This window comes from Dyadobacter jiangsuensis (assembly GCF_003014695.1).
Taxonomy (GTDB): domain Bacteria; phylum Bacteroidota; class Bacteroidia; order Cytophagales; family Spirosomataceae; genus Dyadobacter; species Dyadobacter jiangsuensis.
In genome coordinates this window covers 434,898-460,525 of record NZ_PYAS01000003.1, presented here as the reverse complement: position 1 = coordinate 460,525, position 25,628 = coordinate 434,898, and the positions used below count along the sequence as shown (strand labels likewise).

Here is a 25,628-nt window from a genome sequence, read left to right as displayed (position 1 = left end):
CCGGATTACTCACGAAATCTTCAATATTTCCCTCTCTACCCTTGACAGGAATTTGGAACGTGATTTCAGCGTCTCGATGTCTTTGTGGGAAGACAGATAAAATACTCCTTCCTTACCGGGGTCATCCAGCAGGTAGAATTTGTAGCCATACCTTACCTCGCCTGGCAGCAGTTCGTTACCTCTGATGGTTGGCACGAACTGGTACAGTATAGCACCGTGCTCCTTGAAGAACTCGGGCGTGTAGGGCGTGGTCAGCTGATCGGGATTGGGCGCTTTCGCGATATAGCGCTGCTCGAACCTCGGTTTCATCGTACCACCTCCCTTCTGCAAGCTAATTCCTGCAACGATTGTCCGGCGTTTTCCTGTGACAGTTTTCTCATGACGATCAAAATTTTGCTGATGATGATATACAACAAAAATAAGATTCTGTTTTGAGAAATGCACTATGTTTGATATTATTTTTATCTATTTTTTGATACCATTAAAATCAAGTCAATATTTTACGCTTCCCTGCGCCATATCACCGGAACTGGCCGGCAGCTTCATCCCCTGCCGCAGATCATTACGGGCATTGACCACGATTTTATCTCCCTTCCGAAGGTTACCGAACACCTCGGTGAGGTTCGACGATTTCTGGCCTGTCCGCACATCCACGAACTCCGCATTACCGGCAGCGTCCACCCGGATCACGTATTGCCTTTCGGTGGAAGCCACCACGGCGGTGGCAGGTACTGTAAGCGCCCCTTCGGTTGCTTCCGGCAGGAGCGACACCTCCGCGAACATCCCCGGTTTAATGCGTCGTGAGGCATTGCTGACATCGATTTCAACCGTCTCGGACCTGAATTTCAGATTCATATTTCCCGACCGCCGGCTGATGGTACCTTTGAAATTTTCTCCGGGGATTGCGTTGATGTGGTAGCTGACGGGTTTCCCTTTTTTCAGGCCGAGGCTGTAATTTTCGGGCACATCCACCACCAGCCTGAGGCGATCCTGCTGCTGGAGGTTCAGCATCGGGCCGGTCTGTTTCAGTCCCGCTCCCACCAATGCGCCCGGGTGTACGTTACGTTCGGTAATGATGCCGTCGAACGGTGCACGAACGATCAGGTAGCTCTTAATTTGCGTCAATGCGGCCAGGTTGGCCTGTTCACCCATGGCAGAGGCACTGTCGGCCATCATTTTGGCTTGCGCGCTTTCCAGGTCGAGCGCCGAAACCGAACCCGTAATGCGGGTACTGGCTTTCAGGCGGCGGTAATGTTCCTTACTGGCCACGAGCACGGCCTGCGCTTTGAGGTAATTCGAACGCGCAGCCACCAGCTGCTGCTCGGTTTCCGGTGCTTCCAGCACCATCAGGATCTCGCCCTTGCGTACCTGCGAGCCACGGTCAACCAGCACTTTCTCCACAAAACCGTCGGCCTTGGGATAAATGCTTACTTCCTGAAAGGCCATGAATTCGCCCGGAAGCTGGATTTCCTGACCGACTTTTGCTTCCGACACCTCGCCTATCCGATAGGTAACAGCGTCCTGGGTCTTTGCCTTTTGCGCCGGCTTGCTGCCGGAAGATTCAGAAGAAGAGCAGGAAGCAAAAAGCCCCATCCCGAGCAGCCATAACAGGCCATTATATCGATTGGTTTTCATATTTAAGATAGTTCTGAGTATAGGGAGCCATTGGAGGATAATGCCGGGCTTGGTTCCGCGGGATCGGGCAGCAGCGATGGATCGCGCAATGCCGTTTTCTTTTGGAGTAATACATAAACCTGGGGAACAATGTAAAGCGCAGCCAGGGTGGAAGCCACCAGCCCGCCGATTACCGCCCTTCCCAGTGGGGCTACCTGCTCGCCGGCCTCGCCGGTACCGAGGGCCATCGGCACCATACCCGCGATCATCGCAAAGCTGGTCATCAGTACCGGCCGCAGGCGTAATGCGGCGCTCTCCATCGCTGCACGACCTGCGTCGGCGTAGTCCCAGCGCAGGCGCTCGGCGTTGGTTACGATCAGGATTGCATTGGCGACGGAGATACCGGTGGACATGATGATGCCCATGTAGGATTGCAAATTCAAGGTACTGCCCGTAAGCAGCAGTGCGCCGACCGAGCCCGCGATAACCGCCGGAATAGTGGAAAGTATTACGAGCGACAATTTAAATGACTGATAATTAGCCGCCAGCAACAGGAAAATCACCAGCACCGCAATGCCAAGGCCTGTTTGCAAACTATCTAGCGTTTCCGTCAGCAGCGACGACATCCCTTTTATCTGCGTCACCACGCCTTTCGGCGCCTCACCGAGCGAAGCAATCGCCTGCTCCACCGAACGCGTGGCCGTGCCAAGGTCCTGGTGATGGATATTGGCCGACACCGTCACAAAGCGCCGGGGCCCCGTGCGCGAATATTCACCCGGCAAAGTATCGACCGAAAATGTCGCCACATCCGCCAGCACCGGCCTCGCCTGCCCTGCAACGAGGGGTATTTCCTGCAATTGGGAAAGGTTGCGCATGGCATATTCCGGGATTTGAACCTGTACCTGATAGGTGTAAGCCGCCTTCTGGTCGAGCCATTGGTTTTTTTCGGTATAGCGGCTTGATGAAGTGGATGCGGTAATGGAGCGCGCCGCCGCTTGCAAACTCATACCCATCACGGCGAGCTTCTGGCGATCGAGTCTAATATTAATAACCGGGAATTTAAGCGGCTGCACAATTCGGACGTCCCGCAAGTGCTCCTCTTCCGAAAGCTTCTGTACCAACTTGTTGGCATACCCTTCAATATCCTTCATATCCCGGCCGGCCACCTGCACCTCGATAGGCGTGAATGCGCCGCCGCTCATGAGTTTTTCGGTCAGATCGGCCGGTTCGAAAGAAAGGGTAACGTCGGGCATTTGCTCGTGTACGAGCCCGCGAATGCGCTCTTTCAAATCCTGCATATTGGTTTTGTATTCCGCGTGGAGGCCTACTTTAATCACCGCGTCATTAGGGCCGCTGGTACTCACATACAGGTTGGACGTCGCATAGTTGGTGGGAACCACCCCCACATAGGCCGATGAAACTTCAAGATTTCCGTCGGCTGCCTCGTTGACGAGCGCCAGGAGCTTGCTTACTTCTTCTTCGGTCCGTTCCAGCCGGGTGCCGTCGGGCGTTTTCATGCGTATTACCATTTGTCCGGAATTAATCTGCGGCAGCATATCCTTCCCGATCACAACAAAGCCCCACGCGGCCAGCGCGAGTATAACAATCACGTAAACACCCACGACCCACGTGTTCGCGCGCAACAGCTTCCGGCTTTGCGACACGAACCCATGGCGTACGCGGTCAAAGAAAGTGGAGGTTTTACTTGCATCGTCGTGTGTGGTATGATTAGAAGATGAATGCTCTTTCAGCATCCAGTTGGCCAGAATAGGCACCAGGCTCTGCGCGAGCAGGTAGGAAACGGTCATGGCAAAACCGATCGAAAGTGAAAGCGGCAGGAACATCGCGCGCGGCACACCCGACATGATAAATGACGGTGCAAATACCGCGATAATGCAAAGCAGGATCAGCAAAAGCGGCAATGCCACTTCCTTACAAGCATCATAAATAGCCTGCCTGCGCGGCTTGCCCATTTCGAGGTGCTGGTGAATGTTCTCGATCGTGACCGTCGCCTGGTCAACCAACACCCCGATGGCCAGCGCCAGTCCCGACAGCGTCATGATATTGATCGTCTGCCCGGCGAGGTTCAGGCACAGCACGGCGGCGATCACCGAAACCGGAATGGTAATGATCACAATCAGCGACGAGCGCCAGTCGCCCAGGAAAAGCAATACCGCAAGCCCCGTGAGCAATGCGCCCAACCCGCCTTCGAAAAGCAGACTTTTGACCGAATTAATCACAAATACCGACTGGTCGAATTCGTAATTGACCTGGATATCATCGGGCAAAAGGCTGCGCATTTCGGGTAACTTGGCTTTCAGGGCGGTAACCACATCCCAGGTAGAAGCGTCGGCCGTTTTCACGACCGGGATGTACGATGATCGGCTGCCATTCACGAGCGCATAGCCGGCCGTCACGTCGGAACCGTCGGCGATCGTGGCGATGTCGCGCAAAAAGACCGTCATCCGACCTTGTGTACTCACGGGAATTTTTTCAAAATCGGCCACCTGCTCTTCCAGGGAATTCAGGGTGGTAATGTAAGTCGTATTGTCCACACGGATGTTTCCCGAAGGCGTCATGGCATTGTTGGCCGCCAGTGCTTCCACCACCTCGTCCGGCGAGAGATTCAGCGACCGTACTTTTTGCGGGTCGAGGTTGATCACCACCGTTCGCGCATTGGTACCGATGGGCGGCGGGGCGGTGAGGCCGGGTACAGTTGAAAATAATGGGCGGACGCGCGTCACCGCGAGCTCGTGGATCTCCTTCAACGGGCGCGTTTTACTGCTGAAAACCAGGTCGCCGATCGGCACCGAAGATGCGTCGTAGCGGACCACCTGCGGCGGCAATGCGCCGGGCGGGAAGAATTTCATTGCCCTGTTGACCTGAATAGCCACTTCGGCCGCCGCCTGCGCCATGTCGCTGCCCTCGTAGAATGCGAGTTTGACAATAGTAAGGCCCTGAACACTCCGGCTGGAAATCTCCCTGATCCCGCCGATGTACAGAAACTGGTCCTGCATCCGCGTCGCGAAAAAACCTTCCATTTGCGCTGGTGACATCCCGCCATAGGGCTCGATCACGTAAATGACCGGGGAATTGAGTTTTGGAAAAATATCGACCGGTATGCGCGTGGCGGACATGATCGAGAATACTACCAGTCCCATTACAAAGACCAGCACCGCGATCGGACGTTTTAATGATAAATTCAACATAAGTAAGTGGGTTTACGGCCGGCGGAAAAAGCTGAAAAAGTCTTCGAAATCACTCGTGGCATAAGCGCGCTGCAACCGCAGCTCCACGGCCCTGCGCTCGATATCGACGGCCTGTCTTTCCACTTTGGTAAGCAGCTGCATGGCGTCGGTGAGGCCCAGGATATTCTCGATACCATTATTATATAGGGAAAGCCGCTGCTGGTAGGCGCTCTCGGCGGAGCGGATCGTATTGGGCAGCTCCTGCAATGCGAGGCGAACCGTGGCCAGCACCGAATCCGACGCTGTGAGCGTATTTTCCAGTTTCAATCTCTCAAATTCCAGCCGTGAACCGGCTTCCCTGATCTTCCATTCCTGTACCTGGGTACGGCTTCTGACCCGGCGAAAGTCTGTCAGGTTCACCGTAGCGGCCACTCCCACCAGGAAATTGGTACGGCTGTACCCAAACCCGCGACCCAGCGGACCGTAGTTATTATCGATGTCCAGGCTCGTTCCCCTCGCCCAGCCGGAAGCCAGCAGCGAAACGCGCGGCAATGCCGTTTTCCGGATCGCCGCTATTTCCGATTGCTGGCGGCTTAAAATGGTATTCTGGTAGCTTAATATCGGGTGGCTCGTCACGACTTTCAAGTTATTAGGCTGATCTGACAGCGCCTTTTCATGAAAAGTGGTGTCGACTGTCAGCTGGCTGATGTCGCGGCCGGTGAGCATGGACAGTTGTAAAAAAGCTCGCCGCAGCCCTTCGTCGATCTCATAATAGCTCAGGCGCGCCCGCGACAGTTCCACGCTCGCGAGCGACGAGTCCAGGCCGGGGCGTATCCCATTATTAACCAGGTTATTGATAATCCTGCTTACCGTATCGGCCCGCGCAATGTTGCGCGATTCGAGTTGCAGGATCCTCCCGCGCCAGAGCACATCCAGGTACGCGCCCACGACCGCCTGCCTGAGCATAAACTGCTCCCGCTGCACGCCCGCCTGCCCTACCGCAATGTCGGCCCTGGCTAATTGATCCTCGGCTTTGTACCGCCCGAAATTATAGACCTCCCAATCGGCGGTGGCGAGTGCGATATTGCCCGAGGCGAGGTCCATGCGGTTTTCGTCCCGGCGCCCGCCGGAGGTAGGGACAATCAGACCCATTGAGAAGTAAGAACCCGAAAGGCCGTTCGCTGTACCGACGTCGACCTGGTCGTGCAGGCGCAGGTTCGGGAGGCGATTGGCTTTCAACACATTTACAGATGTTTCGAGCGCCGCCAACGCCGCCCGCTGGGCCTCGATCGTCGGATATCTGGCCAGTGCGGCATCTACTGCCTGCTCCATACTCAGCACCTGGCCATGCACATGAATGCAGGCACTGATAAGAAAAATACAGATTAACGTAAGCTTTAAGCGTATCATTTTGACTTTGATTCCCCTTCGGTTTATCGATCGTCAAAGTAAACCCGAGCCTGATTATAGGACGGTTAGAAGGTTATTAAAAGGTGATTAGAAAGACCGCATCATACGGCTTGTGACCGGAAGCTGTTTAAATTTGAGACATCAATACAGCGAATCACATGAATGTCCTAGTTGTCGAAGATGATGTTGAGCTGACCCAATTCATTCAAAAGGGGCTGGTATCAGAAGGTATTTCCGTCGCTACGGCATTCGACGGCGTCATTGGCCGGAGTATGGCGAACGAGAACCGCTACGACGTGGTGGTGCTGGACGTGAACCTGCCGGGCGTAAATGGTTTTGACCTTTGCCGTTTCATCAAACATAACTGGCCCGCCGTGCCCGTGATCATGCTCACCGCATTGGGCAGCCTGGATAACAAGGTGCTGGGCTTCGAAGCGGGTGCCGACGATTACCTCGCCAAACCCTTCGCGTTCAAGGAATTGCTTTTCCGGCTGAAAGCGCTCGCACGGCGGCATCCGGCCCGCGCGCCCCGTCCCAAGCGCTTAGAACTCCTCGACCTGGCTATCGAAACCGACTCGCACCGGGTGTGGCGCGGTGGCGAAAGAGTAGAACTTACTGCGCGCGAATACGCATTGCTCGAATACCTGATGCTCAACCAGGGCCGCGTTGTGAAACGGATCGACCTGCTGGAAAATGTCTGGGATGTGCATTTCAACACCAATACCAATGTGGTGGATGTGTATATCAATTATTTGAGAAGGAAAATCGACCATACCGGACCTAAACTGCTGCATACGGTTTTCGGCGTTGGCTACATGCTGGGGGCCGAACCATGAGCATCAAGCAGCGTATCACGATCTGGTTCGGGGCGTTGGTCGCGTCCCTGCTATTGCTTTTCTCGATATTTATTTATCAAACTTACGAATCCTACCGCCAGTCGCTGATCCGCACAAGGTTGCAGCGCAGGGCCGTGGCCGGCGAGCTGTATTTCCAGAACCGCGCCGAATTTCACCGGTTTACCTACCTTACCCTGCCCGATCAGCACGAAACGATCGTGGGCCCCGACAATAAGGTTATCTACAATTCCTCCGGCCCGGACGATTACAAGCTCACCGCCGGGCTACTGGCTCGGGCACGGGAAAAAGAGGTGTTTTTCAGCTATGCGGCACGCCCCTGGAATGCCGACAAAGAGGGTGTCGCATTGTCCTTCATGATCGGCGGCACCCGATATGTGTCCGTCGTTACGGCTTATGACCTGGGTGGCCGTCAGGCGAGCAATAGCCTGCTGTTCATCCTGGTGGTGGGAAATATTGTGCTGCTGATTATCGTCGCATTTGCCGGGTTCTGGTTTGCACGGCGCTCTATGCTGCCCTTCGACCAACTGATTAAACAAATGGACCCCGCGTCGGTCAACGACTTTTCGTTCAGGCTCCAAAGCACTTCCAAGGCCGACGAGGCCGCATACCTGGCCAATTCGTTCAACGAATTGCTGGGGCGGTTGCAAACGCTCGCCAACAGCCAGGAGCATTTCGTTGCCTACGCTTCCCACGAGATTCGTACGCCGCTGACAGTCGTGAAAGGTATCCTGGAAACCTCATTCGCGTACGACCAGGCGCTCGCGGATGTGCGTACGAGCATGGAAAAGGCATTATTCAGGCTGGAAGACGCTATTACGCTGACCAATTCGCTCTTGCAGCTCGCGGAAGTGGAAGGCCTGCAATCTGTAAAAATGCAGCAGGACGTCAACATCGTCGATACTATCCTCGACAGCATTTCCTACTTCGGCGAAAAACACCCCGATCAGCAGATCGAGCTCACATTGTCCGACATTTTCACGGAGAAAAGCCAGGTCATTCACATCATCGGCAATTCCGTTTTACTGCGAACGGTGCTCATCAATATCCTCGACAATGCGAGCAAATATTCGGAGAAAAAAACAGTCAGACTCGATGTAGACCTGGACGGCAGTGAAATGGTGATCGCTATTACCGACCAGGGAATGGGCATTCCGCCGGAACAGCTGGAAAACATTTTTATGCCTATGATGCGAGCCAGCAACGTCGGTAAAGTGCCCGGCTTCGGACTGGGATTGACGATCGCGAAAAAGATCATCGACATGCACCGGGGAACGCTGACCGTAACTTCGGAACCGAATCAGACAACGGTATTTATCAGAATTCCCGTCAGGATATCTGTTGGATAGCCTTTTGCGAGCGACGCGTCCGAGACCGCCGTTAAAGCGCCTGTAAAGTAGCGACAATCGCCGCAACAAGTCCCTTGCTGATTGTCCCGGTATCATGTTGGGTGTCAATCACCCGGTATTCGCCCTGGTCGTCCTTTTCAAAGATCAGCGTCTTGCCTTCTACTTCTATATGGAGCTGGTAGGTATAGCCAAGCGGCACGATGGTCAGTGGCAGTTCGAGGGAGGCTCCCTGATAATCGACGGGAAGCATAATCGTTTCATTCATGCACAAAAGTAGCCAGAATTATCCAAAGGGGCCTTTTATATAACCAACAGCTAATTTCAATAATCCATCGATACGACAACTTCTTGCAACCAAACGGATCATATGTGGGTCTTGTGTTACGCTACGGCATGTTGTTTTACCGGCATTTAGAGGCTTGAAACTATGAAAACTGCGCTTGGTTTGCTTTTGACCCTATCACTGATCACCTGTAAAAAATCCAATGGCCCGGACCCCGCTTGCGTCGAACGGGAGAGGGATTCATCGGGCTGCTATTTTGTTTTGGCCCCCGTTTGCGGTTGCAACGGGAAAACCTATCCCAACGACTGCGAAGCCCGTGCTTACGGAATTACCAATTACACAAAGGGCAAATGCGGCAAGAAGTGACTCAACATGCAAAAATTACTTTTAATCCTCACTGGCTGCCTGGGACTTTGCGCCGCCAAAGGCCAGTCGCCGGAGCAGATCGTTCAGGACATTAACAAGACGGCAAATGCTAAACCCAAAACGCTCGTTTATCTGCAAACCAGCAAGGGCGTTTTTCAGCGCGGCGAGGATATTTGGTTTAAGGCTTACATTATGGACGCGCAATCGCTGGCACCGGCTGCCCTCGACACTACCCTTTTTATCCAGCTCAGAAGTGCCGACAGTGCCCGCATTGTATCCGAAGAAAAAATCCTGATCGACAACGGCTTTGCGAGCGGACAGCTTTCCACCAGAAACACCATCCCCGGAACGGAGTATTTGCTGGCCGCATTTACGCCTCATTCAATCTTCAAAGACACCAGCGAATTCAAGGCATTCCGGCGGTTAAAAATCGCAGACAACGCTCCTCCGGCAGGCCAGGTCACATCAGCGGATTCCATTCATATCGATTTCTTCCCGGAGGGCGGAGACCTGGTTGCCGGCGTGCCCAACCTCGTTGCATTGAAAGCCTGGAAGGCAGCTGGCCGACAGGTACAGCTGAGCGCCACACTGTTGGAGGATGGCCAGCCCGTGATGAACGTTTCAAGCAACCGGCTGGGAACAGGGAAGTTTCAGTTCATCCCCAAACAATCAGCGATATATACACTGCGAACAAACCATTCCGCGGGACATTACAAGCTCCCCGACGCATTGCAGACAGGCGTAGTGCTCCACCTTGTGAGTCAATCGAAGACCCAATTCACATTTCTCCTGACAAAAACCCGGGAGAATTCATTAAACCAAATTTACGTCTCGGCTCAGGCAAGAGGGATCGTTTGTGCATTGTTCCAGGGCAAAATGACCGGCGACAGTCTGCGGTTCAGCCTGCCGGCCGCCAAACTGCCGCAAGGGATTGCACAAGTTACCGTTTACAACGAGCAGCTGCGGCCGCTTGCCGAACGGCTCATTTTCGCTCACGCCGGTCAAAATCTGGTCGTGCGCGCTACGCCCTCGCAAGCCGCATTCCGTCCCCGCGACAAAGTAAAGGTTCACATAAGGGTTACCGACGCGGCGGGGACGCCCGTCGTAGCCCATTTGGGGACGAGCGTCTACGACAGTTTCTACCAAAACTCCGCCGACAGGCTGAACATCGTGTCCTTCACGCATTTGCACGCGCAGATACGCGGCCCTGTCACCGATCCCGACTATTACTTCGATCCCAAAAATGAAGACCGCGAACTAGCCTTAGACCTGCTGTTGCTCACACAAGGATGGCGGCGGTATGTATGGGCAAACAACGGGACCAACGCCCCCAGCCAGTTGGTACTCTCCAACAGAATGACAGGGCACCTGGGCGGCAACCGCGACTTCCCTCCTATGCTGCTCGCTTTTGCCCCTAATGGCTCCGGCATTCAGAACCCCATTCCCGTCCGGCCGGATGGGCGCTTTACATTGAGCGTCGAGAATATGCTGCTGGGCAGGATGTACCTCAAACCCCTCGGCGATCAGCAGCAGATTGCGAAGACCAAAATATTATTGGATGAACCATTTACCCAAATCCGCGACGCATTGGCTGATAAAAGCATTGTCGGGCCTGTTTTCACTCCCCTGGCGCCCGAGGCAGCCTACCGTTCAGCGCTATCCCGCAGCATTGTACTGGATGAATTCGTCGTCACCGCCAAGGGAAAAACCTATTCCGATCCATATGTACAGGGCCTGGATAGTCTGGCCAAATTCAGCTGGAATGCGGATTTTGTAGGTGCATGCAACTGGCTCAACTGCGTTTCCTGCGGCAGCGGCAAAAAGCCCGTAGAAGGCGTTAGCTATTCGCGGTTCAGGGACGGCAGGCCTTCCCTGCACGGGCCATTCAAGTCCGAGGATGTAGTGAAGGAGCCCTACAAATATCCGGTTTATACCGAAGAAGAACTTTTAGCCAAATTCAATCTCACCCGCGCGACAGGGTATCAGGCGCAAAAGCAGTTTTATCAGCCCGACTATCAGCATGCCCCCGTGGACGCGGCAGTCGATGATCAGCGCAATACCCTGCTTTGGAACCCGGCCGTTGTTACCGATGAAAAAGGAGAAGCGACGTTGGAATTCTATTGTTCGGACATCACCGGTGCATTTATCGGCAACATCGAGGGGTTGGATGTCAACGGAAACATGGCAGCTGCAACATTTGGATTTACCGTGCAAGACGGCAACAAGGAGAAATAACTTTCCGGGTAACGTGCCGCTCACTAAAAGGTCGCTTAAAGCTGAACAATGCTTCAAGCGACCTTTAAATTGTCAATTGGCGATCAACATGCGCATCATAGCCTTAAACCAGCACGCGTGCATGCAGGGAGAGAGCGAATGCCTGCGAGCTGGCGGGTGAAACACTGCCATCGAGATCACTGTTGACCCCTTTCCAGATCCTGGGCTCAGATGGCAGACATTGCTGCACAAGGTTTCCTGCGCCGGAATTACCCGAAACCAATACGCCTCCACCGCATACAGGCCCTCGGCCCACGGCGGTAGGGCGCCCGTGCTGGCCGCGCTCCTCGGTGCCCGCCTGCTTGTCGACTTCAATGGTAAGCAAAGGATCCTTGCTTTTGATACCAATCGCGAAAGCGCGCAGTTCCACGTTGGTGGCAGCCGTTTTGTAATCCGAGCTCGCGACCGCCCAGGTTTTAGCATCTTTGAAATACGTTGCAGTCACGAATTTGTGAGCTCCTTCCAGAGTTCTGGAAAATACGCCGCCTGCCGTCAGAATCCAGCCGTCGGGCAGGGTTGCCTCGGCCCTGTCGGCGCCGATTTTCGTATTGGTGCCGCGGCCTTCCGCCACGGTAACGTCGATATAGTTTCCCGGGTCGTGAATGGCAATCGCATAGCTGGTCAGCACGTCGGTAGCGACGGCCTCATTTCTCAGGTCATGAGAGGAGGCGATCCACGCGGCCGGCGGTCTGGCATCGCGCGACTGGGGATACGAGCCCATCAGGAAGTTGTTGCTACCCTTGGTGGCACCGGCACCACCGCCGATCACTTTGAAATCGTTTCCAAACCGGACGGGAGCCGCCGTGACGGTTATATTCTGACGAGCCCGAATGCCGGTGCCGGTTGCAAAAATAACCGGATTTTGGAGGCTGAATGCCAGCATCGTGAGGTCGATGTACTTTTTGAGCATCGTGCGTGCGAGGCCGTCCACCAATGAAAATATCTCCACTGACTCAACGACCGCGAATGTCGTGTCGGTCGATACCGAATCCACCCACGCCCGGATCGTAGAACGGTCGGCGGGGTTGATCGCCGCGGCCTTGTGGGCATCCCCACCCCGTACCCGGATGGTTTGCATCACATTTTCGCTCCCCTGTTTTATCTCGTTGGAGGTGCTTATCGCTACTTCCAGTGAGGCCACTTTCTGATAGCTGACTTTCATATCGTACGATACGGATTCCCGTTTGTCGTGCGACTCGGTCTCTACCGAGTTGGATACAAACACAATTCCGCCTGTATTTACCCTGGTAATGAGGTGGGTACCCCATCTTTCGGTAAAATTGCGCGCGTCGGCAAGGGTGACGATCGCTTTCAGCTGCGTTACCATTTCGGGCCGCAGAAGCCCCAGCTGTTCAGCCGGAGACAAGGCATTAAGCGAAATCGTGCCCATATGAAGTTCGGCCGAATACGACGAGAACAAAGACGTAAACGATGAAGTCTCCACCGTTTCGCTCTCGCGGTTGGCCGAAGCGCTGAACACGCCATAGGAGCCTTCCACGCCCATCGAAAGGGAAAACTCGTGCCTGCTTTCGAAAGTGGAGGAATGCTCCTGGTAACTAGAACTGAACTTGCTGCCATCGCTCACAATCGTAAGATATTCCGAAATATCCCCTTTGGTAACGCTTCGTAGATTCCCCAGCAGATCATCGAATATCCTGGGATTTAATGCGTTGAACGATCGAAAAATGTTGTCTTGTGGTCGGGAAGCAAGGGCGGCCGCCATCAACGGCTCTTCGTCCAGCCCTTTAGCAATGAACTCTGACATGGAGATTGGGTTTAAAAATGTTTCCTACTCTGTTAAGGCTTTTCGGATTCCGCCCGCGTACTGGAAATGCAAGCTTATGGAGGGAAGCCCTTCGCACCTCCGATAGCGGCGGCGAAAAACAGCCCATAATGTCAGATTTTTGTAAAGGGAAATCCCGTTGTTCGACGGTGTCAACTTCTCGTTTCGATATTCCGCACGACACCGCAGCAAGATTTGCGGGCGCAAAGTTTACGAATTAGTTTTACACGTATATGCGTAGAATTACCTGATTTTAAACCACTGAAATACAACCACTTCTAGCCAGGAGCAATCCCAACTCCTTAGCAGCAAACCATTTTCAGGGGATAAAAAAGAAGAGCGAGGTAAGAAATGTAGAATTTATTGAGGGCCCGATGATTCCCATTGCCGCAGCGGGCAAGCAAAAACCGGTATTCTGGCGTGGTTGACTACATCGGCCGCCACACTCGGCCGGAACATCTGGGAGGGGTCGGGGTTACCCATTGTTCCGATTGCAATCATGCCCGCGCCCACCTGCGCGGCATATTTAAGTATTCCCTCAGCCACCTCACCCGCTGTAATGACCGCGTTTTCATAGTTACCGGCACCTAGTTTTCGGCTGTATTCAGCCAGCAGCTCCATGGCCGTGAGTTCATTTCCGGCTTGGTTAGTTTCCACATATAAAAAGTGAAACCGTCCGCCGAATAATTTTCGTATTGCTGCCAGACACTTGCTCAGTTCACCAGGTTCCTGCCCCAGGTCGATCGGAACCACAATATCCCGCGATTCCGCAAGGTGCTGGCGCGGCTGAATAGCGAGCACCGGAACAGGCGAAACACGAACGATTTTCTCCACATGCGATCCCACAAAAACGCCGTCCCAACCTCTGGAACCTCTTGTACCTGCAATAACCAGGTCGATACCCTGGGTTGTGAGCACTTTCAGCACGGCATTGACAAACCTGCCCTTTTCATCTAACCGTCTGATCGGGATCCCGGCCGGAAATGCAGTGAGCCATTCGGTAAGCAGCTTATCGGCATTTTCCCCGTAACCTCCCCCGCGCATAGGGTCTTGCACAGTGAGGATCAAAACCTCCACGGGCATTTTCCAATCGAACGTCGCACACGCATCCAGCGCTTGCCGGCACGCCTCAGAGTAATCGCAGGGGATCAGGATACGGAATCGGGTACTTGAATTTGTCATAATCAATGGCTACATCGGCGGGGCAGGTAAATTTACAATTTAAAGATCACGCCGAGGTTCGTGTTACCCTGGAAAAAGAAGAAATGCTGGCTCGCGTGGTCCTGCGGGAAGTTGGTCGTCAGGATGTCGGGCATGTTGATATACCCGCCTTTCATTTCGGCCTGGATGAAGAAATGTTTAAAGAACGTGACATTCAATCCCCCCACCAGGTTCATACCGTACCCGGCTATATGCCACTGGTCATTCTCGTCAAAGTTCAGCAGCGTCACATCCGTTTTGGGATAAAGAATGCCTACTCCCGCCCCTTCGAAAATATTGAGTTCGATATTTTTCACCCTCAATTTCCGCTCATCCAGCAGGTTGTGCATCCGTCGAAGCTCGATATTCAGGTAATTCAGCCCGTTGGTATGCTCGAATTTCAGGAAATCTCCGGTGAGCTTGATCGGCTCATTCTGATAAACCCGGTCGTACTCGGTGCCGGAACCCGAAATCTGGCCGGTGATATTAACGGTCTGGTCCTGTTTCATCACATATTTCATGTGATCGAAACCGAAGGAAAGACTGAACTCGGGTGTGATGAAATAGCCGATCCGGAAGTTGTACTGCGGTATCGTCATCTTGGCAGGATTAAAATACCGCGCAGTGAAACGGGTCGGACGGTCCTTGGCTACCACACTTTTTAACGTGAAGTCATATTCCTGCCCTTTGAAATGGATGTTGGACTGCGTGTAAGAGGCTCGGTTCCAGCCCCAATAAACGAAAATCTTACCTTTCTGGTTGTGAGAACTCACAGGTGAATACTGCGCATATGCGATGCTGCTGCATGCAAGCAGTACGCTTGCAATTAAAAATCTGCTCATCTGATAAAATCGGGTCTTTCAAAAATAGACAGCGCAATGGTTGGCTTTACCGCTGCCTGGCACTAAAAAAGCAACTATGTAACTGCATGAATAGTTCGCGCAAAGCACGCGTTTTTGAAAGATCTGGTGCCGTGCGAATAAAGATTTTCAAACGATTTTTTAAGAATTTCAAACCAAACGGGCCAGATGGCCATGTCGCAGATTCAGTTTGCTCAATGCTTTGCTATTTTTGTCATGACCAGACCCTATTGTCATGTAATTCTTAATGCATCGAAATGGAAAATATCAAGCACCGCCGCTTATCCGAGTTCAACAATGAGTTGAAGTTAAAAGGATTCAACGTGTTTCAGATTGAAGAAGACGGCAATGCCACACGCGTGTACAGCCGTAAGGATTTTTACAAGATCTGCCTGACTACGGGAAAAAGCAAAATACACTATTCCGACCGAAGCTTCGAAACCGACGGCACCGTGCTGTTTTTCGGAAATCCGCATATTCCTTATTCGTGGGAAACACTATCGACGAGCTATGTGGGGTACACCTGCCTGTTTTCAGAGGAATTCCTGAACGCAACCGAGCGTACGGAAAGGCTGCAACAGTCACCGCTCTTCAAAATCGGCGGCACGCCCATCCTGCACATTTCCGAGCAGCAGCGCGACTTCCTCAATACCCTATTTCAGAGAATGATAGAAGAACAGAAGGCCGACTATGCATTTAAAGACGACCTGATGCGTAACTACATTAACCTGATCATTCACGAAGCATTGAAACTGCAACCGTCTGAAAACTTCCATCAGCAGAAGAATGCGGCGGGGCGTATCACCTCCGTGTTTCTGGAACTTCTGGAAAGGCAATTCCCGATCGAAAGTGCCGACCGGCCGCTGCAATTGAAAACGGCGCAGGACTATGCAACCAACCTGAATATGCACGTCAACTACCTCAACCGCGCAGTCAAGCAGGTCACCGGCAAGCCCACCACATCCCACATTACAGAACGGATCGTGACCGAGGCGAAGGCGCTTTTGCAGCACACGAACTGGAACATTTCCGAAATTGCCTATGCGCTGGGTTTTGAATATCCTACCTATTTCAATAACTTTTTCAAACGCCTGACCGGTACAAACCCGAGATCGCTGAGAATGGAGGCAGTTTGAAATTCTTAATGATCGGTTTGATTGTCTTTACCGCCAATGTCTCCTGACGGGCTACCTTTGTCACAGATCATCAGTAAGAAAATCTATGATGAAAATGCATGTATGATATGGAGCTAGCTAAGAATTAGAATAGCATTAAAAAACAATGGAAAGCAACACCAACATTTTCGATCGCATGCGCGCCGGTGAGACAATACGCAAAGACGATCCCGGTTACGACGACTTCGGAAAGGTAGTCGCCCGAACCATACGCTTGTGCACACAAATGAACGCGCAGGCGACTGATACCGATCAGGTACGTGACCGGCTCAGCGAGATTTTCGGCACCCGGATCGACGAGTCGACCACCATTTTTCCGCCGTTCTACACCAATTTCGGGCAGTTCACGACACTCGGCAAAAACGTATTCATAAATCACGCCTGCTCGTTCCTGGATATTGGCGGCATTACCATCGAAGATGACGTGCTGATAGGCCCGCGCGTGAATATTACTTCCGAAAATCACCCGCTCGACCCGTCGGACCGCCAGGCACTGATCCCCAAACCAGTGCATATCAAACGAAACGCCTGGATTGGTGCCGGTGCAACTATTTTGCCGGGTGTTACGGTGGGAGAAAATGCGGTGGTGGCCGCCGGTGCGGTGGTAAGTCGCGATGTGCCGCCGAACACCGTGGTAGCGGGCATCCCGGCGAAGGTCGTTAAAGACCATTTGGCACACTAATACTTCACCACCCGGAACACCTGCTTCCTTCCGTTTTCTTCCACCTGCAACAAATACACGCCCGGCATCAAACTCCGGATATCCAGGTTTTCCTCCCGGCCCCGCACCTGCTTCGCCCGAATACTGGTACCCCGGCTGTCGCGCAGCACAATGCTGCGCGGCAGGGCCGTTTCAAAAGTAATTTGCAGGTAATCCCGCGCCGGATTGGGAGCGACAACCACCTGGCTGCCCACCGGCCGCGGTTCGGCGGTGACCAATGCTACCGTCACATTGGAAGGCGTACCGACTGTGCCAGAGCCGCATTGGCCATACACATTCCGCAGATTATAAACCTGCCCCGGTAATGCCTGCCGCAACACGATGGAATCGACTGCGCTGGTGGTGTAAAACGTTTGCCGGTTGCTGTTGCCCAGGACAAGGTCGTATTGCCACGGTCCGCTGCCCGAAAGCAGTACGACGGCTACCGGGTCAATACCTTCTTTGTAGGGCACGAAATCCGACGCAAAGCGCGCGATAGCTTTCTCGCCCGTCATCAATGGTGTAGGATAGGCGCCGGCGGCTGTCCCCGCGTCGGATGCCACTACGCGCAGCCGGTAGCCTTTGCCCGGTGATAAATCCGTCGGAAGCAATGCACGGAGCGGCGATGATTTGCCGGCGGTAGGAATGGCCCGAAAATTTTTCCCGGTAGTGTCCGACAGTTGGACCGTCATGATGTTGCCGGCTGTAAATGCTCCGTTTTGCGCATAGTAAACCAGGATGGAATCTCCTACGCATAGCCCCATATTCACAGACCCATAACTTGACACGCTCACAGTACGTGCAGCAGGCGGATTCACTTCCACAGTCGCACTACCCGCCGCTGTGCCCGCTCCACAGCTATTCGAAACGGATACAAGCGTGTATGTCGTAGTAGTCGCTGGACTGACGGTAAGGTAATGCTCCGAACCACCCAAAAATGAGCCTTTTGTACCATCCGACAGCTCGTAATAGACCCGTTCCGGCACGGTATTATCCGTACGGAGGATCAATGCGGTTTGCCCGCCATTGTTAATCACCGTATTACCGCTGAGCGTCACTTTCACCGGGCGTGTAATGTAAACAAAGAAATCTGTCGACAACCCTCCTTTTTTGAAAGTACAACGGAGCTGGTACAAGTCGCCGGTGAGGTTCGATGGCATTTTCAGATTGATGGAACCCTTTCTGACCTTTGTCGAATCCAGCGGGATTACCCTGGAAGTTTGCGGGTCGATCAGCTCGAATGCAATGTAGCCGTCGCCCATCTCGGTATCTCCTGACAGCTCGTAATCCACGGTAAAAGTCTTGCCGTTGCAGGCGGTGTAATTATCGGTGGTAGCCGTCAACAAAGGAGGTACCTTCACAACCACCGCTCCGGAAACCGTGCCGTAACCGCATTGGTTGTAGACGGTTTTAAGCTCAAAAGTGCCTCCCTGGGTTGGATAAACCCTCCGCTTGATGTTGTGGGTGGCAGTCTGGCTGGTATGATCCTCATAAACGGCCGTCCACGGATAGGTTCCCGCAAACTGTACATCGAGCTCGATATAACGGTTGCCGGGAACGGTGATCGGCTGCGGTAGATCGCTCGAAATGGTGGCGCTGGGCAATACACCCACGAAAAAATCGGCTGTATTGGAAATGACGCCGTCGGACGACACGATACGTATTTTATAATTCCCCTCCGCCAGTCTCGCCGGAAGTACCCCGCTAATGAGATTGGAGCGCTCACCGCTTGCGATCACGCGGTAATTCAGCTCGTCCGCACGCGAGAGCTCCATACTGAACGTCACGCCGTCACCCGGACTCCCGTTGGCAAAAGAATACGGCACACGGATCTGGTTCCCTGCACAAAACCGGTTGACTGTAAAATCGAAACTCGCGATTTTGACTTGGTATGGCAGTACTTTGATATAAGTCGACAAATTCGCCTGCCGCACGCCGCAGCTGTTGCCCATGGATTTGAGCGTGTAAACTGTGGTGGTACCCGGCGTCGAGGTAATCGGAATAATGGCCTGATAGGGCTCTCCGAACACAAGGGTATGTTCGGCATTGCCGTCGGAATAAACAGCCGATGACACCCCGCCTCCCTTGGCCGAGAAATTCACCGACCATTCGCCATTATCAGGCAGCATGGCGGGCTGCTCACGGGTACACGCCGGATTGACCACAAAGTCCGTCAAAGGCGTATCGACACCGAACTGGTAAGTTTCAGTTGTCAGGAACGGGTTCTTGGACACCACTTTGATACCCGACATATAGGTATAACCGTTCTGGCTCGCCGGAATTTTTACTTTATAACTCCCTCCCGATTTGACGGTTTTTAACGTCGTGAAATTACAGCACTCTGCATAGGCCTGGATTTGAAACTCATTATCCGCTCCAAAATTGCCGGGCGCTAAAATCTTCACTTCCAGGCTGTCGTCCGCACAAATGCGCGCCGGAAGGCGTTCGAGATACAAGCCAGGCGCAGTGTTGTTCGTGAGTGTCAGGCGCGTAGCGGGAATATTTTCAGTTTTGAAGCATGCGTTGCTGATCGACTTGATTTTAAAATCCTTCGTCTTGTCCAGATATACTTCGGGTGCCCACCAGTCATTTTTGACGACGATCTGGTTCCCGGCCTCATCCTCGATTGTAAACGGCCATTTACCGTAAAGTTTGTAGTTCAGCGTTTTGAGGCCCGGCTCATCGAATGTATAATCGCTGGTGCCCGATACGATCTGCGGCTTGCTCTGGATCAGGAAAATATAGGACGGATTGGATTTCAGCGCCGGGCTCTGCGTACTCACGTACATATTATTCAAACCATCGTAAAGCTGCTCGGCCGGCGTTCCGGATGGGAGCTCGGGAATCAGAAATTCGAGGTAATCGCCGTCACGGGTAGCTGCGAATGAAAAGGATTTGGAAGACCCGTAAACAGCATGTACCGTATAGGATGTGCCTGCGCTGAAATTGCCGTTCGCCCGGATCTTCACCCTGGCGCGGGTACCGGCACACAATATTTGCGGATTGCCCGCGGGAACCAGCGAAATGCCCTGCCCGACGGTCACGGTCATGCGCGCGGGTGCAGGAAGGCTGGTAACGCCGCATCCCGACGACATCGATTGAATGCTGTAAGCGGTGGTCTTATCCGGACTTTTATACACGTACACTTCTCCCGAATAATCTGCGGTGATGGCAGAACCATCGCCCAATTGCACCGAAAAAGGAGGCACCCCTTTGAAAATAACACCTACCCGCGTCTCGGCCCCCAAATCAATGCGGGTATCCGGTGTAAAAAAACTCACCTGCGGCTTGGGGTGGACGGTCAATACAAAGTCACCGGGCGAGCCCACAATGCCATGCTCATCGGCGATAATGATCACCTTGAAATTGGTTTTGTCCGTCAGATTCAGGTTATCCGGCACGCGGGTTACCACCCAGCCGTCTTTCAGCTCGGCGGGTGCTTCCATGGTTTTGACTGTCACATACGGGGAAGAGTCCGACGACCGGAACCTGACACGGTATTTGTTACCCGGTTTCAGCGCCGACCCGATCGTATTGAATGCAATCCTGACCTGGCTATTTTCACACACATTGAATGCATCGGCCGCGAGCGTCCGCACGGAGGTCGGGTTCGCTACGGGCTTGACCGTTCCGCTCGTACGCATGGCCCCGCAGGCGTTGGTGGCGGTACGGATCGAAAACGGCGCTGTGGTGTGGGCGCCTATCGTGTGGTAGGCCGTGAAACCCGTTTGCGAATACGGCGTTAATTCCAGCTGAGTGCCGTCGTTGAGCGTTAAATCGACTTCGGTGCTGCTGAAAGTGGTGAATTTCAAAACCAGTTCCTCTCCCAGATTGACCGTATCGGAAATAGCGGAAGCAAGTTCGATTGTACCTTTGGAATGCACTTTAAAATAAGACCAGTTGCTTTCGGTTTTGGGTGAAGACGAGATAATGCGGAATTGCAGCATCCCAAATGCCGACAACGTCGAATCCTGGTACACAACTTCCATATTCTCGCCTTTCAAAACCGCTGGCAAAGTTGCCAGAACCATCGGCTTGTCACTTTCACGTACCTGTACCGAAAACTGATTATCGGCATTGAAACTGCCGGTAATCGTAACCGGAATCCGATGCGCCTTTCCAAGACATGCCAGCTCGGTATTACTTACCGTAACAGACGGTGTTTGTGCCCTGGCAAAAAACGAAAGGTGGATCAGCACCAGCAGTCCCCGCAAAATATGCTTCATAAGTTGATGTTTTTCAATGGCTGTAAAAAAAGCAGGTTGGTATTACCCTACCGTTTGATGATTTTGTGCGCCGATTTAAAGTTTTTACCCTCAATACTCAACACGTAAATACCGGCAGGCAGCTGACTGATATTCAGCTCGTCTTCCAAAAGTGAGCTGCGCTTGACGAGCATTGGAACACCCCCCGCATTGACGAGCCGGATTGTCCTTTCGGCAGCATCCGGAAATTTGATCAGCAAACGGTTGTCTGCCGGATTGGGCGCGACGGTCACGCGTGTAACACTCGGCGAGGGCTCGCCCGTGATCACTTCCACCTGAACAACGTCCGGCTTCTCGACCGCGCCCGGGCCGCAGCGATTGGACACCTGTAATATTTTGTAATACTCGGCCAGCGGCTTCTCATAAAGGAATATCGTATCGGTAGCGGAGGTCGCATATTCGGTTTTAATGCCCAACGGGCTGCCCACCTGGTAATCCCAAGGCCCCGTGCCGGACAGCAGCACCACGAGCTTGGCCGCTCCGGAAACGTCCTGAATGATGGATTCGGAAGCAAAACGTGCGCCAGCCTTGGTGCCGGGCGACAGCGGGAATTCGTAAGCACCGCTGCCCGTTCCCGCGTCGGAAGCTACTACCCGCATGCGGTATTGTTTGCCGGGGATGAAATCGGCGGGAACGATGGCCTTCAGCGGAGAGGCATTGCCCGTAGTGGTCACCGATTTGAAATTCCGGCCTGTGGTATCGGAAAACTGCACGGTCATCTTGTTTCCTGCCGAAAAACTGCCTTTCTGCGCATAGTGAACCAGGATCGCATCGCCCAGGCAAAACGCCGAGTTGTCGGATGGCTCCCAACTTGTAACAGTTACCGTCCGCTCGCCTGGCGGATTGACTTCCACCGTAGCGCTTCCCGACTTTTTACCCTCGCCGCAGCCATTGTCCACCGATGCCAGCGTGTAAGTAGTTGTTTTGGTCGGGCTTACTTTCAGGAAAAACTCGGAATTCCCGCTGCCGCCGTAGAAAGTACCGGTCTGCCCGTCGGACAGGCGGTAATTAATCGCTTCATTGGCAGACTTGTTACTGCGGATCTGGATCTGGGCACTTTCTCCGGGGTTAGTCGTCGTGTTGCCGATAATCGATACATCGACTTTCGTCTTGATCGTCAACGCGGTGCTCGTAGAGAGCTTATAGCTCCGTACCACGCCCCGGAACCGGTAATAATCGTCGCCCGGGTTGGCAGGCATTTTCAACGCCAGCGTGCCTGCCCGTACGCGTGTAGAATCCACACCGGTGACTTTGCCGGTCCGGGTGTTCACCAGCTCGAAAACAATGTAATCCTTATCGAGTGAAGCGTCACCCTGCAACTGGTAAAAAACCCGAACCGTCGCGCCCTCACAGACTTCGTCCTGAAGTGGCAAAACGCTTAATATCGGATTCACTTTCACAGAAACTTTACCCGATACCGACCCGTAACCGCAATTGTTGTAAACCGAGATCAGCGAAAAGTCCTTTTGTGCAATCGCTGAAATGGGGCGTTGATAAGGATTGTTATCGGTGCTTTGCTTTTCGCTGTTTTCGTAGATCATCGTCCATGGCGCCGTTCCGGTAAAGTTGACCATGGCGTAAATGCCCTGTCCCGGATTGAGCACGATCGGATCTTTCTCGGTAGAGCTGATCGTTGCGGACGGCGCCGAACCGATCACCAGGTCCACCGCGTTGGAAACGCTGCCGTCAGAAGACGCAACCCGCATCTGGTATCTGCCCGGCGCAACGGACTCGGGAACCGTGATGGAAAATGTGCGGGACGTCAGCCCGGTTGCCAGATCGGTAAATTCGGAAGTTTTATCACGGGCTATTTGCAACGAAAAAGTAGCCTTCGAAGCGTCACCGTCCAGAATCACGAAGGGTACGACCAGGCTCCCATTCCGGCAGGCCGGCAATGGCGAGCCGCTCTCCCCGGCCGAGATCACAATGCGATAAGGTACCACGCGGACGTAGGTCGTCAGGTTCACCGGAAAACTCCCGCACTGATTCCGTGCCGATTTGATGGTATAGGCGCTCACAACCCCCACAGGCGGCTGCACGACTGCGTGAGAAACCGAGGAGTTCAATTCCTGTGTATGATCGCCGGTGCCGTCGGAGTAGGTGAATGCGGAAAGTCCTCCCTCGCGGTTCGAAACCCACAATGACACCTCCTGTCCTTGCAGGTACTCCACGGGTGCCTCGCGTGTACCCGGGGGATTGATGTTGAAATCCGTCGGCGTGCCTTGCATTTGCGTTTCAAACTGGTTGCTGGTGATCGCGGGGTTCGAGGAAACCACCCGGAAGTTCGGATAGCCAGACTGTCCCTGGCTCACCGGCACCTTGATTTTATGCGTGCCATCCTTGCTCACAGTGGCCAGCGTTTGAAACGTGCAGCAATCGATATAACCTTCTATTTTGAAGACGTTCCCCGTATTGAAAGTCCCCGTTTTGATGAAAGTGATTTCCAGGCTGTCCTGCTTGCAAATAACCTTATCCAAGGGCTGAACATAAATCCCCGGAGCGGCGCCCGCCGTATCGAGCGTGAGGCGGACAGTAGGAACTGTTTCGTTTTTAAAACAGGCATTACTGATTGATTTCAGCTTAAAATCCTGTGTTTTATTCATGTAAAAGTTGGGGTACCAGGCCGAATAGCCATCGATATTGTAAATTTTACCTGCTGCGTCTTCGATTTTGAAAGGCCCGTTTCCGTACAACCCATATCCGAATCCTGCTTCGGAAGGATTCTTGTAGTTCAGGACCGAATGCGGCAGTACCACCATCTCAGGCATGCTTCTGATCCCGTAATCATAGTAATAGCCCGATTTATAGGAAGGATTGCTGCTGGAAATGTAAAACGCCCCTATTTTGTCGTAACCCAGAGCCAGGTCGGTGCCTTTCGGCAATACGGGGATATCAAATTCCAGGTAATCGCCGACTTTTTTTGCAGGGAATGCATAAATCTTCTGCTCGTTCACAATGCCGTTGACCGTGAACGTGGTACCATCGCCGACCGCGATATTCGACAGCATCCGGATTTTGCCTTTCGAACCCGCGCAAAAAAAACGCTCGCCCACCGAGGGTTCCATCGCGATACCGGGCTTGACCGTCACGACCATCGTAGGTCCGGAAGTCACTGTCTGCACGCCACAGCCGTTTGCAACACTTTTAATGGCGTAAGAAGTCGTCTTTTCGGGCCGGACATCTATCTGACTGTTGGTCTGCGACGACGAGATCACCGTACCGTCCTGCAACGTCGCCGAATAGGGCGCGATACCCGAAAAGGTGATTCCGACCGGCAGCTTCTCCCCCATTTCAATGGTTTTGCTGGGGGTATTGATCACGGCTGACCCGCGCGGATAAACCACAAAATCGAAAAATGTATTGGCACCCAGGAGCGCCGGATTTTCGGTGATGATCCTGAGCATGTACTCGGCCCGCGAGGTCACGTTAAACGATGTCGGAAAGGTGGCCACCAGCACATTATCTTTCAGTTGGGCGGGCACTTCTACTGTTTTGACGTTCGAATGGTCTCCCTGAAAAACGCTGATCCGCAATCGGTACTTCGTGCTCGCCGGTAGTGCCGGGCCTGACGTGGCGAAGTTGACGCGAATTTCGCTTCCTTCACATACCGCCTGCGGTGAAACCGACAGCGTCCGCAGCGACGTCGGATTCAACGTTGCCTTCACCTGGCCGCTTACTTTCATCGGGCCGCACACATTCTCGGCGTGTGCGATGTAAAATGGAGCGGTTGTGTTGGCGCCTTTATATTGGAGGTTCACAAAATAGCCTTCCTCAAACGACGACAGCGTAAAATAGGAGCTATCGTTGAGCGTGACCGTTGCCGTGCTTTTGGTGAATGCCGTGAATTTGAGCGTCAGATCCTCCCCGGGATTGATCGTGTCCGAAGCCGCCAGGGCCAGGTTCACGCTCCCTTTGGTGTGAATATCGACATTCACCCAGTTGCTTTCGGTTTTGGGCGAATTGGTCGCAACACGCATTTGCACATACCGGGGAATCGAAAGGCTGGAATCGGAATGCACCACCTCAATTCTATCATCGACCAGGCGTGCCGGGATTTCAGAAATCACAGGCAGGTTATCGCCTTTACGGATTTGCACGGTGAACTGGTTATCCACATTGTACTTGCCGGTAACAGTCACCTGTATCTTCTGGACAGCGTTCAGACACGCCGTTCCGGGATAGGTAATCTTAATGGAAGGAGATTGGGCAAAAAGGGGAATACTGGCAATCAAACTCAACACAAACAGCACGCAAAATTTTTTCATAGAGAAGTGGAATATGGAATACCAAACATAATCAAAATGCCC

16 protein-coding genes are annotated in these 25,628 nt (G+C 53.2%); 6 read left to right on the top strand and 10 right to left on the bottom strand.

The window, feature by feature from the left end:
* Nucleotides 1-9 precede the first annotated feature (9 nt).
* The 4 genes from CLV60_RS07810 to CLV60_RS07795 form a co-directional block, all read right to left on the bottom strand.
* On the bottom strand, nt 10-309 hold the full coding sequence (locus CLV60_RS07810; protein WP_170118733.1) for a hypothetical protein: 300 nt from the start codon (nt 307-309) through the stop codon (nt 10-12).
* A 183-nt stretch (nt 310-492) separates the two neighbouring features.
* Nucleotides 493-1,635, bottom strand: a complete 1,143-nt coding sequence (locus tag CLV60_RS07805) for an efflux RND transporter periplasmic adaptor subunit (RefSeq protein ID WP_106594807.1) — start codon at nt 1,633-1,635, stop codon at nt 493-495.
* A gap of 2 nt (nt 1,636-1,637) precedes the next feature.
* A complete protein-coding gene (locus tag CLV60_RS07800) occupies nt 1,638-4,823 on the bottom strand; it encodes an efflux RND transporter permease subunit (RefSeq protein WP_106594806.1) in 3,186 nt (1,061 codons plus the stop codon).
* Between the two features lie 12 nt (nt 4,824-4,835).
* Nucleotides 4,836-6,212: a TolC family protein gene (locus tag CLV60_RS07795; RefSeq protein ID WP_106594805.1), complete on the bottom strand. Its 1,377-nt coding sequence runs from the start codon at nt 6,210-6,212 to the stop codon at nt 4,836-4,838.
* A 158-nt stretch (nt 6,213-6,370) separates the two neighbouring features.
* Here CLV60_RS07795 and CLV60_RS07790 point away from each other — a divergent pair, with 158 nt between their 5' ends.
* Together CLV60_RS07790 and CLV60_RS07785 are read left to right on the top strand one after the other, a co-directional pair.
* Nucleotides 6,371-7,048 carry a response regulator transcription factor gene (locus CLV60_RS07790; protein ID WP_106594804.1) on the top strand — a complete coding sequence of 226 codons (678 nt, stop codon included), beginning with the start codon at nt 6,371-6,373 and terminating at the stop codon, nt 7,046-7,048.
* Nucleotides 7,045-8,415: a sensor histidine kinase gene (locus CLV60_RS07785; protein ID WP_106594803.1), complete on the top strand. Its 1,371-nt coding sequence runs from the start codon at nt 7,045-7,047 to the stop codon at nt 8,413-8,415. The genes CLV60_RS07790 and CLV60_RS07785 overlap by 4 nt, the downstream gene beginning before the upstream one ends.
* A gap of 31 nt (nt 8,416-8,446) precedes the next feature.
* Here CLV60_RS07785 and CLV60_RS07780 read toward each other — a convergent pair whose 3' ends face one another.
* The gene (locus CLV60_RS07780) at nt 8,447-8,680 is read right to left on the bottom strand and encodes a hypothetical protein (protein ID WP_106594802.1); all 234 of its coding nucleotides are present in this window, start codon (nt 8,678-8,680) and stop codon (nt 8,447-8,449) included.
* 162 nt (nt 8,681-8,842) lie between these two features.
* Here CLV60_RS07780 and CLV60_RS34970 point away from each other — a divergent pair, with 162 nt between their 5' ends.
* Nucleotides 8,843-9,064 (top strand): Kazal-type serine protease inhibitor domain-containing protein, encoded by a 222-nt coding sequence (locus CLV60_RS34970; protein ID WP_106594801.1) that lies wholly within the window; start codon nt 8,843-8,845, stop codon nt 9,062-9,064.
* Between the two features lie 6 nt (nt 9,065-9,070).
* Nucleotides 9,071-11,299: a hypothetical protein gene (locus CLV60_RS07770; protein ID WP_106594800.1), complete on the top strand. Its 2,229-nt coding sequence runs from the start codon at nt 9,071-9,073 to the stop codon at nt 11,297-11,299.
* 103 nt (nt 11,300-11,402) lie between these two features.
* Here the strand turns inward: CLV60_RS07770 and CLV60_RS07765 are convergent, their stop codons facing one another.
* The 3 genes from CLV60_RS07765 to CLV60_RS07755 form a co-directional block, all read right to left on the bottom strand.
* On the bottom strand, nt 11,403-13,103 hold the full coding sequence (locus tag CLV60_RS07765) for an MAC/perforin domain-containing protein (RefSeq protein WP_106594799.1): 1,701 nt from the start codon (nt 13,101-13,103) through the stop codon (nt 11,403-11,405).
* A 378-nt stretch (nt 13,104-13,481) separates the two neighbouring features.
* Nucleotides 13,482-14,303, bottom strand: coding sequence for a universal stress protein (locus CLV60_RS07760; protein WP_106594798.1), 822 nt, complete (start codon nt 14,301-14,303; stop codon nt 13,482-13,484).
* Between the two features lie 32 nt (nt 14,304-14,335).
* On the bottom strand, nt 14,336-15,163 hold the full coding sequence (locus tag CLV60_RS07755) for a hypothetical protein (RefSeq protein ID WP_170118732.1): 828 nt from the start codon (nt 15,161-15,163) through the stop codon (nt 14,336-14,338).
* 275 nt (nt 15,164-15,438) lie between these two features.
* On the opposite strand from CLV60_RS07755, the gene CLV60_RS07750 reads away from it, so the two are divergent.
* Both CLV60_RS07750 and CLV60_RS07745 read left to right on the top strand, forming a co-directional pair.
* The gene (locus CLV60_RS07750) at nt 15,439-16,317 is read left to right on the top strand and encodes a helix-turn-helix domain-containing protein (RefSeq protein ID WP_106594797.1); all 879 of its coding nucleotides are present in this window, start codon (nt 15,439-15,441) and stop codon (nt 16,315-16,317) included.
* Nucleotides 16,318-16,462: 145 nt separating this feature from the next.
* Nucleotides 16,463-17,038: a DapH/DapD/GlmU-related protein gene (locus tag CLV60_RS07745; RefSeq protein ID WP_106594796.1), complete on the top strand. Its 576-nt coding sequence runs from the start codon at nt 16,463-16,465 to the stop codon at nt 17,036-17,038.
* On the opposite strand, the gene CLV60_RS07740 is transcribed toward CLV60_RS07745, so the two are convergent.
* The gene (locus tag CLV60_RS07740) at nt 17,035-21,282 is read right to left on the bottom strand and encodes a T9SS type A sorting domain-containing protein (protein WP_106594795.1); all 4,248 of its coding nucleotides are present in this window, start codon (nt 21,280-21,282) and stop codon (nt 17,035-17,037) included. The genes CLV60_RS07745 and CLV60_RS07740 overlap by 4 nt on opposite strands.
* A gap of 47 nt (nt 21,283-21,329) precedes the next feature.
* The gene (locus CLV60_RS07735; RefSeq protein WP_106594794.1) at nt 21,330-25,586 is read right to left on the bottom strand and encodes a T9SS type A sorting domain-containing protein; all 4,257 of its coding nucleotides are present in this window, start codon (nt 25,584-25,586) and stop codon (nt 21,330-21,332) included.
* Between the last annotated feature and the right edge of the window lie 42 nt (nt 25,587-25,628).

Bases quoted from the DNA above. Each gene is read 5' to 3' on its own strand.
- CLV60_RS07735 (WP_106594794.1), bottom strand. From the start codon at position 25,586: ATGAAAAAATTTTGCGTGCTGTTTGTGTTGAGTTTGATTGCCAGTATT.
- CLV60_RS34970 (WP_106594801.1), top strand. From the start codon at position 8,843: ATGAAAACTGCGCTTGGTTTGCTTTTGACCCTATCACTGATCACCTGT.
- CLV60_RS07770 (WP_106594800.1), top strand. From the start codon at position 9,071: ATGCAAAAATTACTTTTAATCCTCACTGGCTGCCTGGGACTTTGCGCC.
- CLV60_RS07790 (WP_106594804.1), top strand. From the start codon at position 6,371: ATGAATGTCCTAGTTGTCGAAGATGATGTTGAGCTGACCCAATTCATT.
- CLV60_RS07740 (WP_106594795.1), bottom strand. From the start codon at position 21,282: ATGAAGCATATTTTGCGGGGACTGCTGGTGCTGATCCACCTTTCGTTT.
- CLV60_RS07785 (WP_106594803.1), top strand. From the start codon at position 7,045: ATGAGCATCAAGCAGCGTATCACGATCTGGTTCGGGGCGTTGGTCGCG.
- CLV60_RS07745 (WP_106594796.1), top strand. From the start codon at position 16,463: ATGGAAAGCAACACCAACATTTTCGATCGCATGCGCGCCGGTGAGACA.
- CLV60_RS07805 (WP_106594807.1), bottom strand. From the start codon at position 1,635: ATGAAAACCAATCGATATAATGGCCTGTTATGGCTGCTCGGGATGGGG.
- CLV60_RS07765 (WP_106594799.1), bottom strand. From the start codon at position 13,103: ATGTCAGAGTTCATTGCTAAAGGGCTGGACGAAGAGCCGTTGATGGCG.
- CLV60_RS07800 (WP_106594806.1), bottom strand. From the start codon at position 4,823: ATGTTGAATTTATCATTAAAACGTCCGATCGCGGTGCTGGTCTTTGTA.
- CLV60_RS07810 (WP_170118733.1), bottom strand. From the start codon at position 309: ATGAAACCGAGGTTCGAGCAGCGCTATATCGCGAAAGCGCCCAATCCC.
- CLV60_RS07780 (WP_106594802.1), bottom strand. From the start codon at position 8,680: ATGAATGAAACGATTATGCTTCCCGTCGATTATCAGGGAGCCTCCCTC.
- CLV60_RS07760 (WP_106594798.1), bottom strand. From the start codon at position 14,303: ATGACAAATTCAAGTACCCGATTCCGTATCCTGATCCCCTGCGATTAC.
- CLV60_RS07795 (WP_106594805.1), bottom strand. From the start codon at position 6,212: ATGATACGCTTAAAGCTTACGTTAATCTGTATTTTTCTTATCAGTGCC.
- CLV60_RS07755 (WP_170118732.1), bottom strand. From the start codon at position 15,163: ATGAGCAGATTTTTAATTGCAAGCGTACTGCTTGCATGCAGCAGCATC.
- CLV60_RS07750 (WP_106594797.1), top strand. From the start codon at position 15,439: ATGGAAAATATCAAGCACCGCCGCTTATCCGAGTTCAACAATGAGTTG.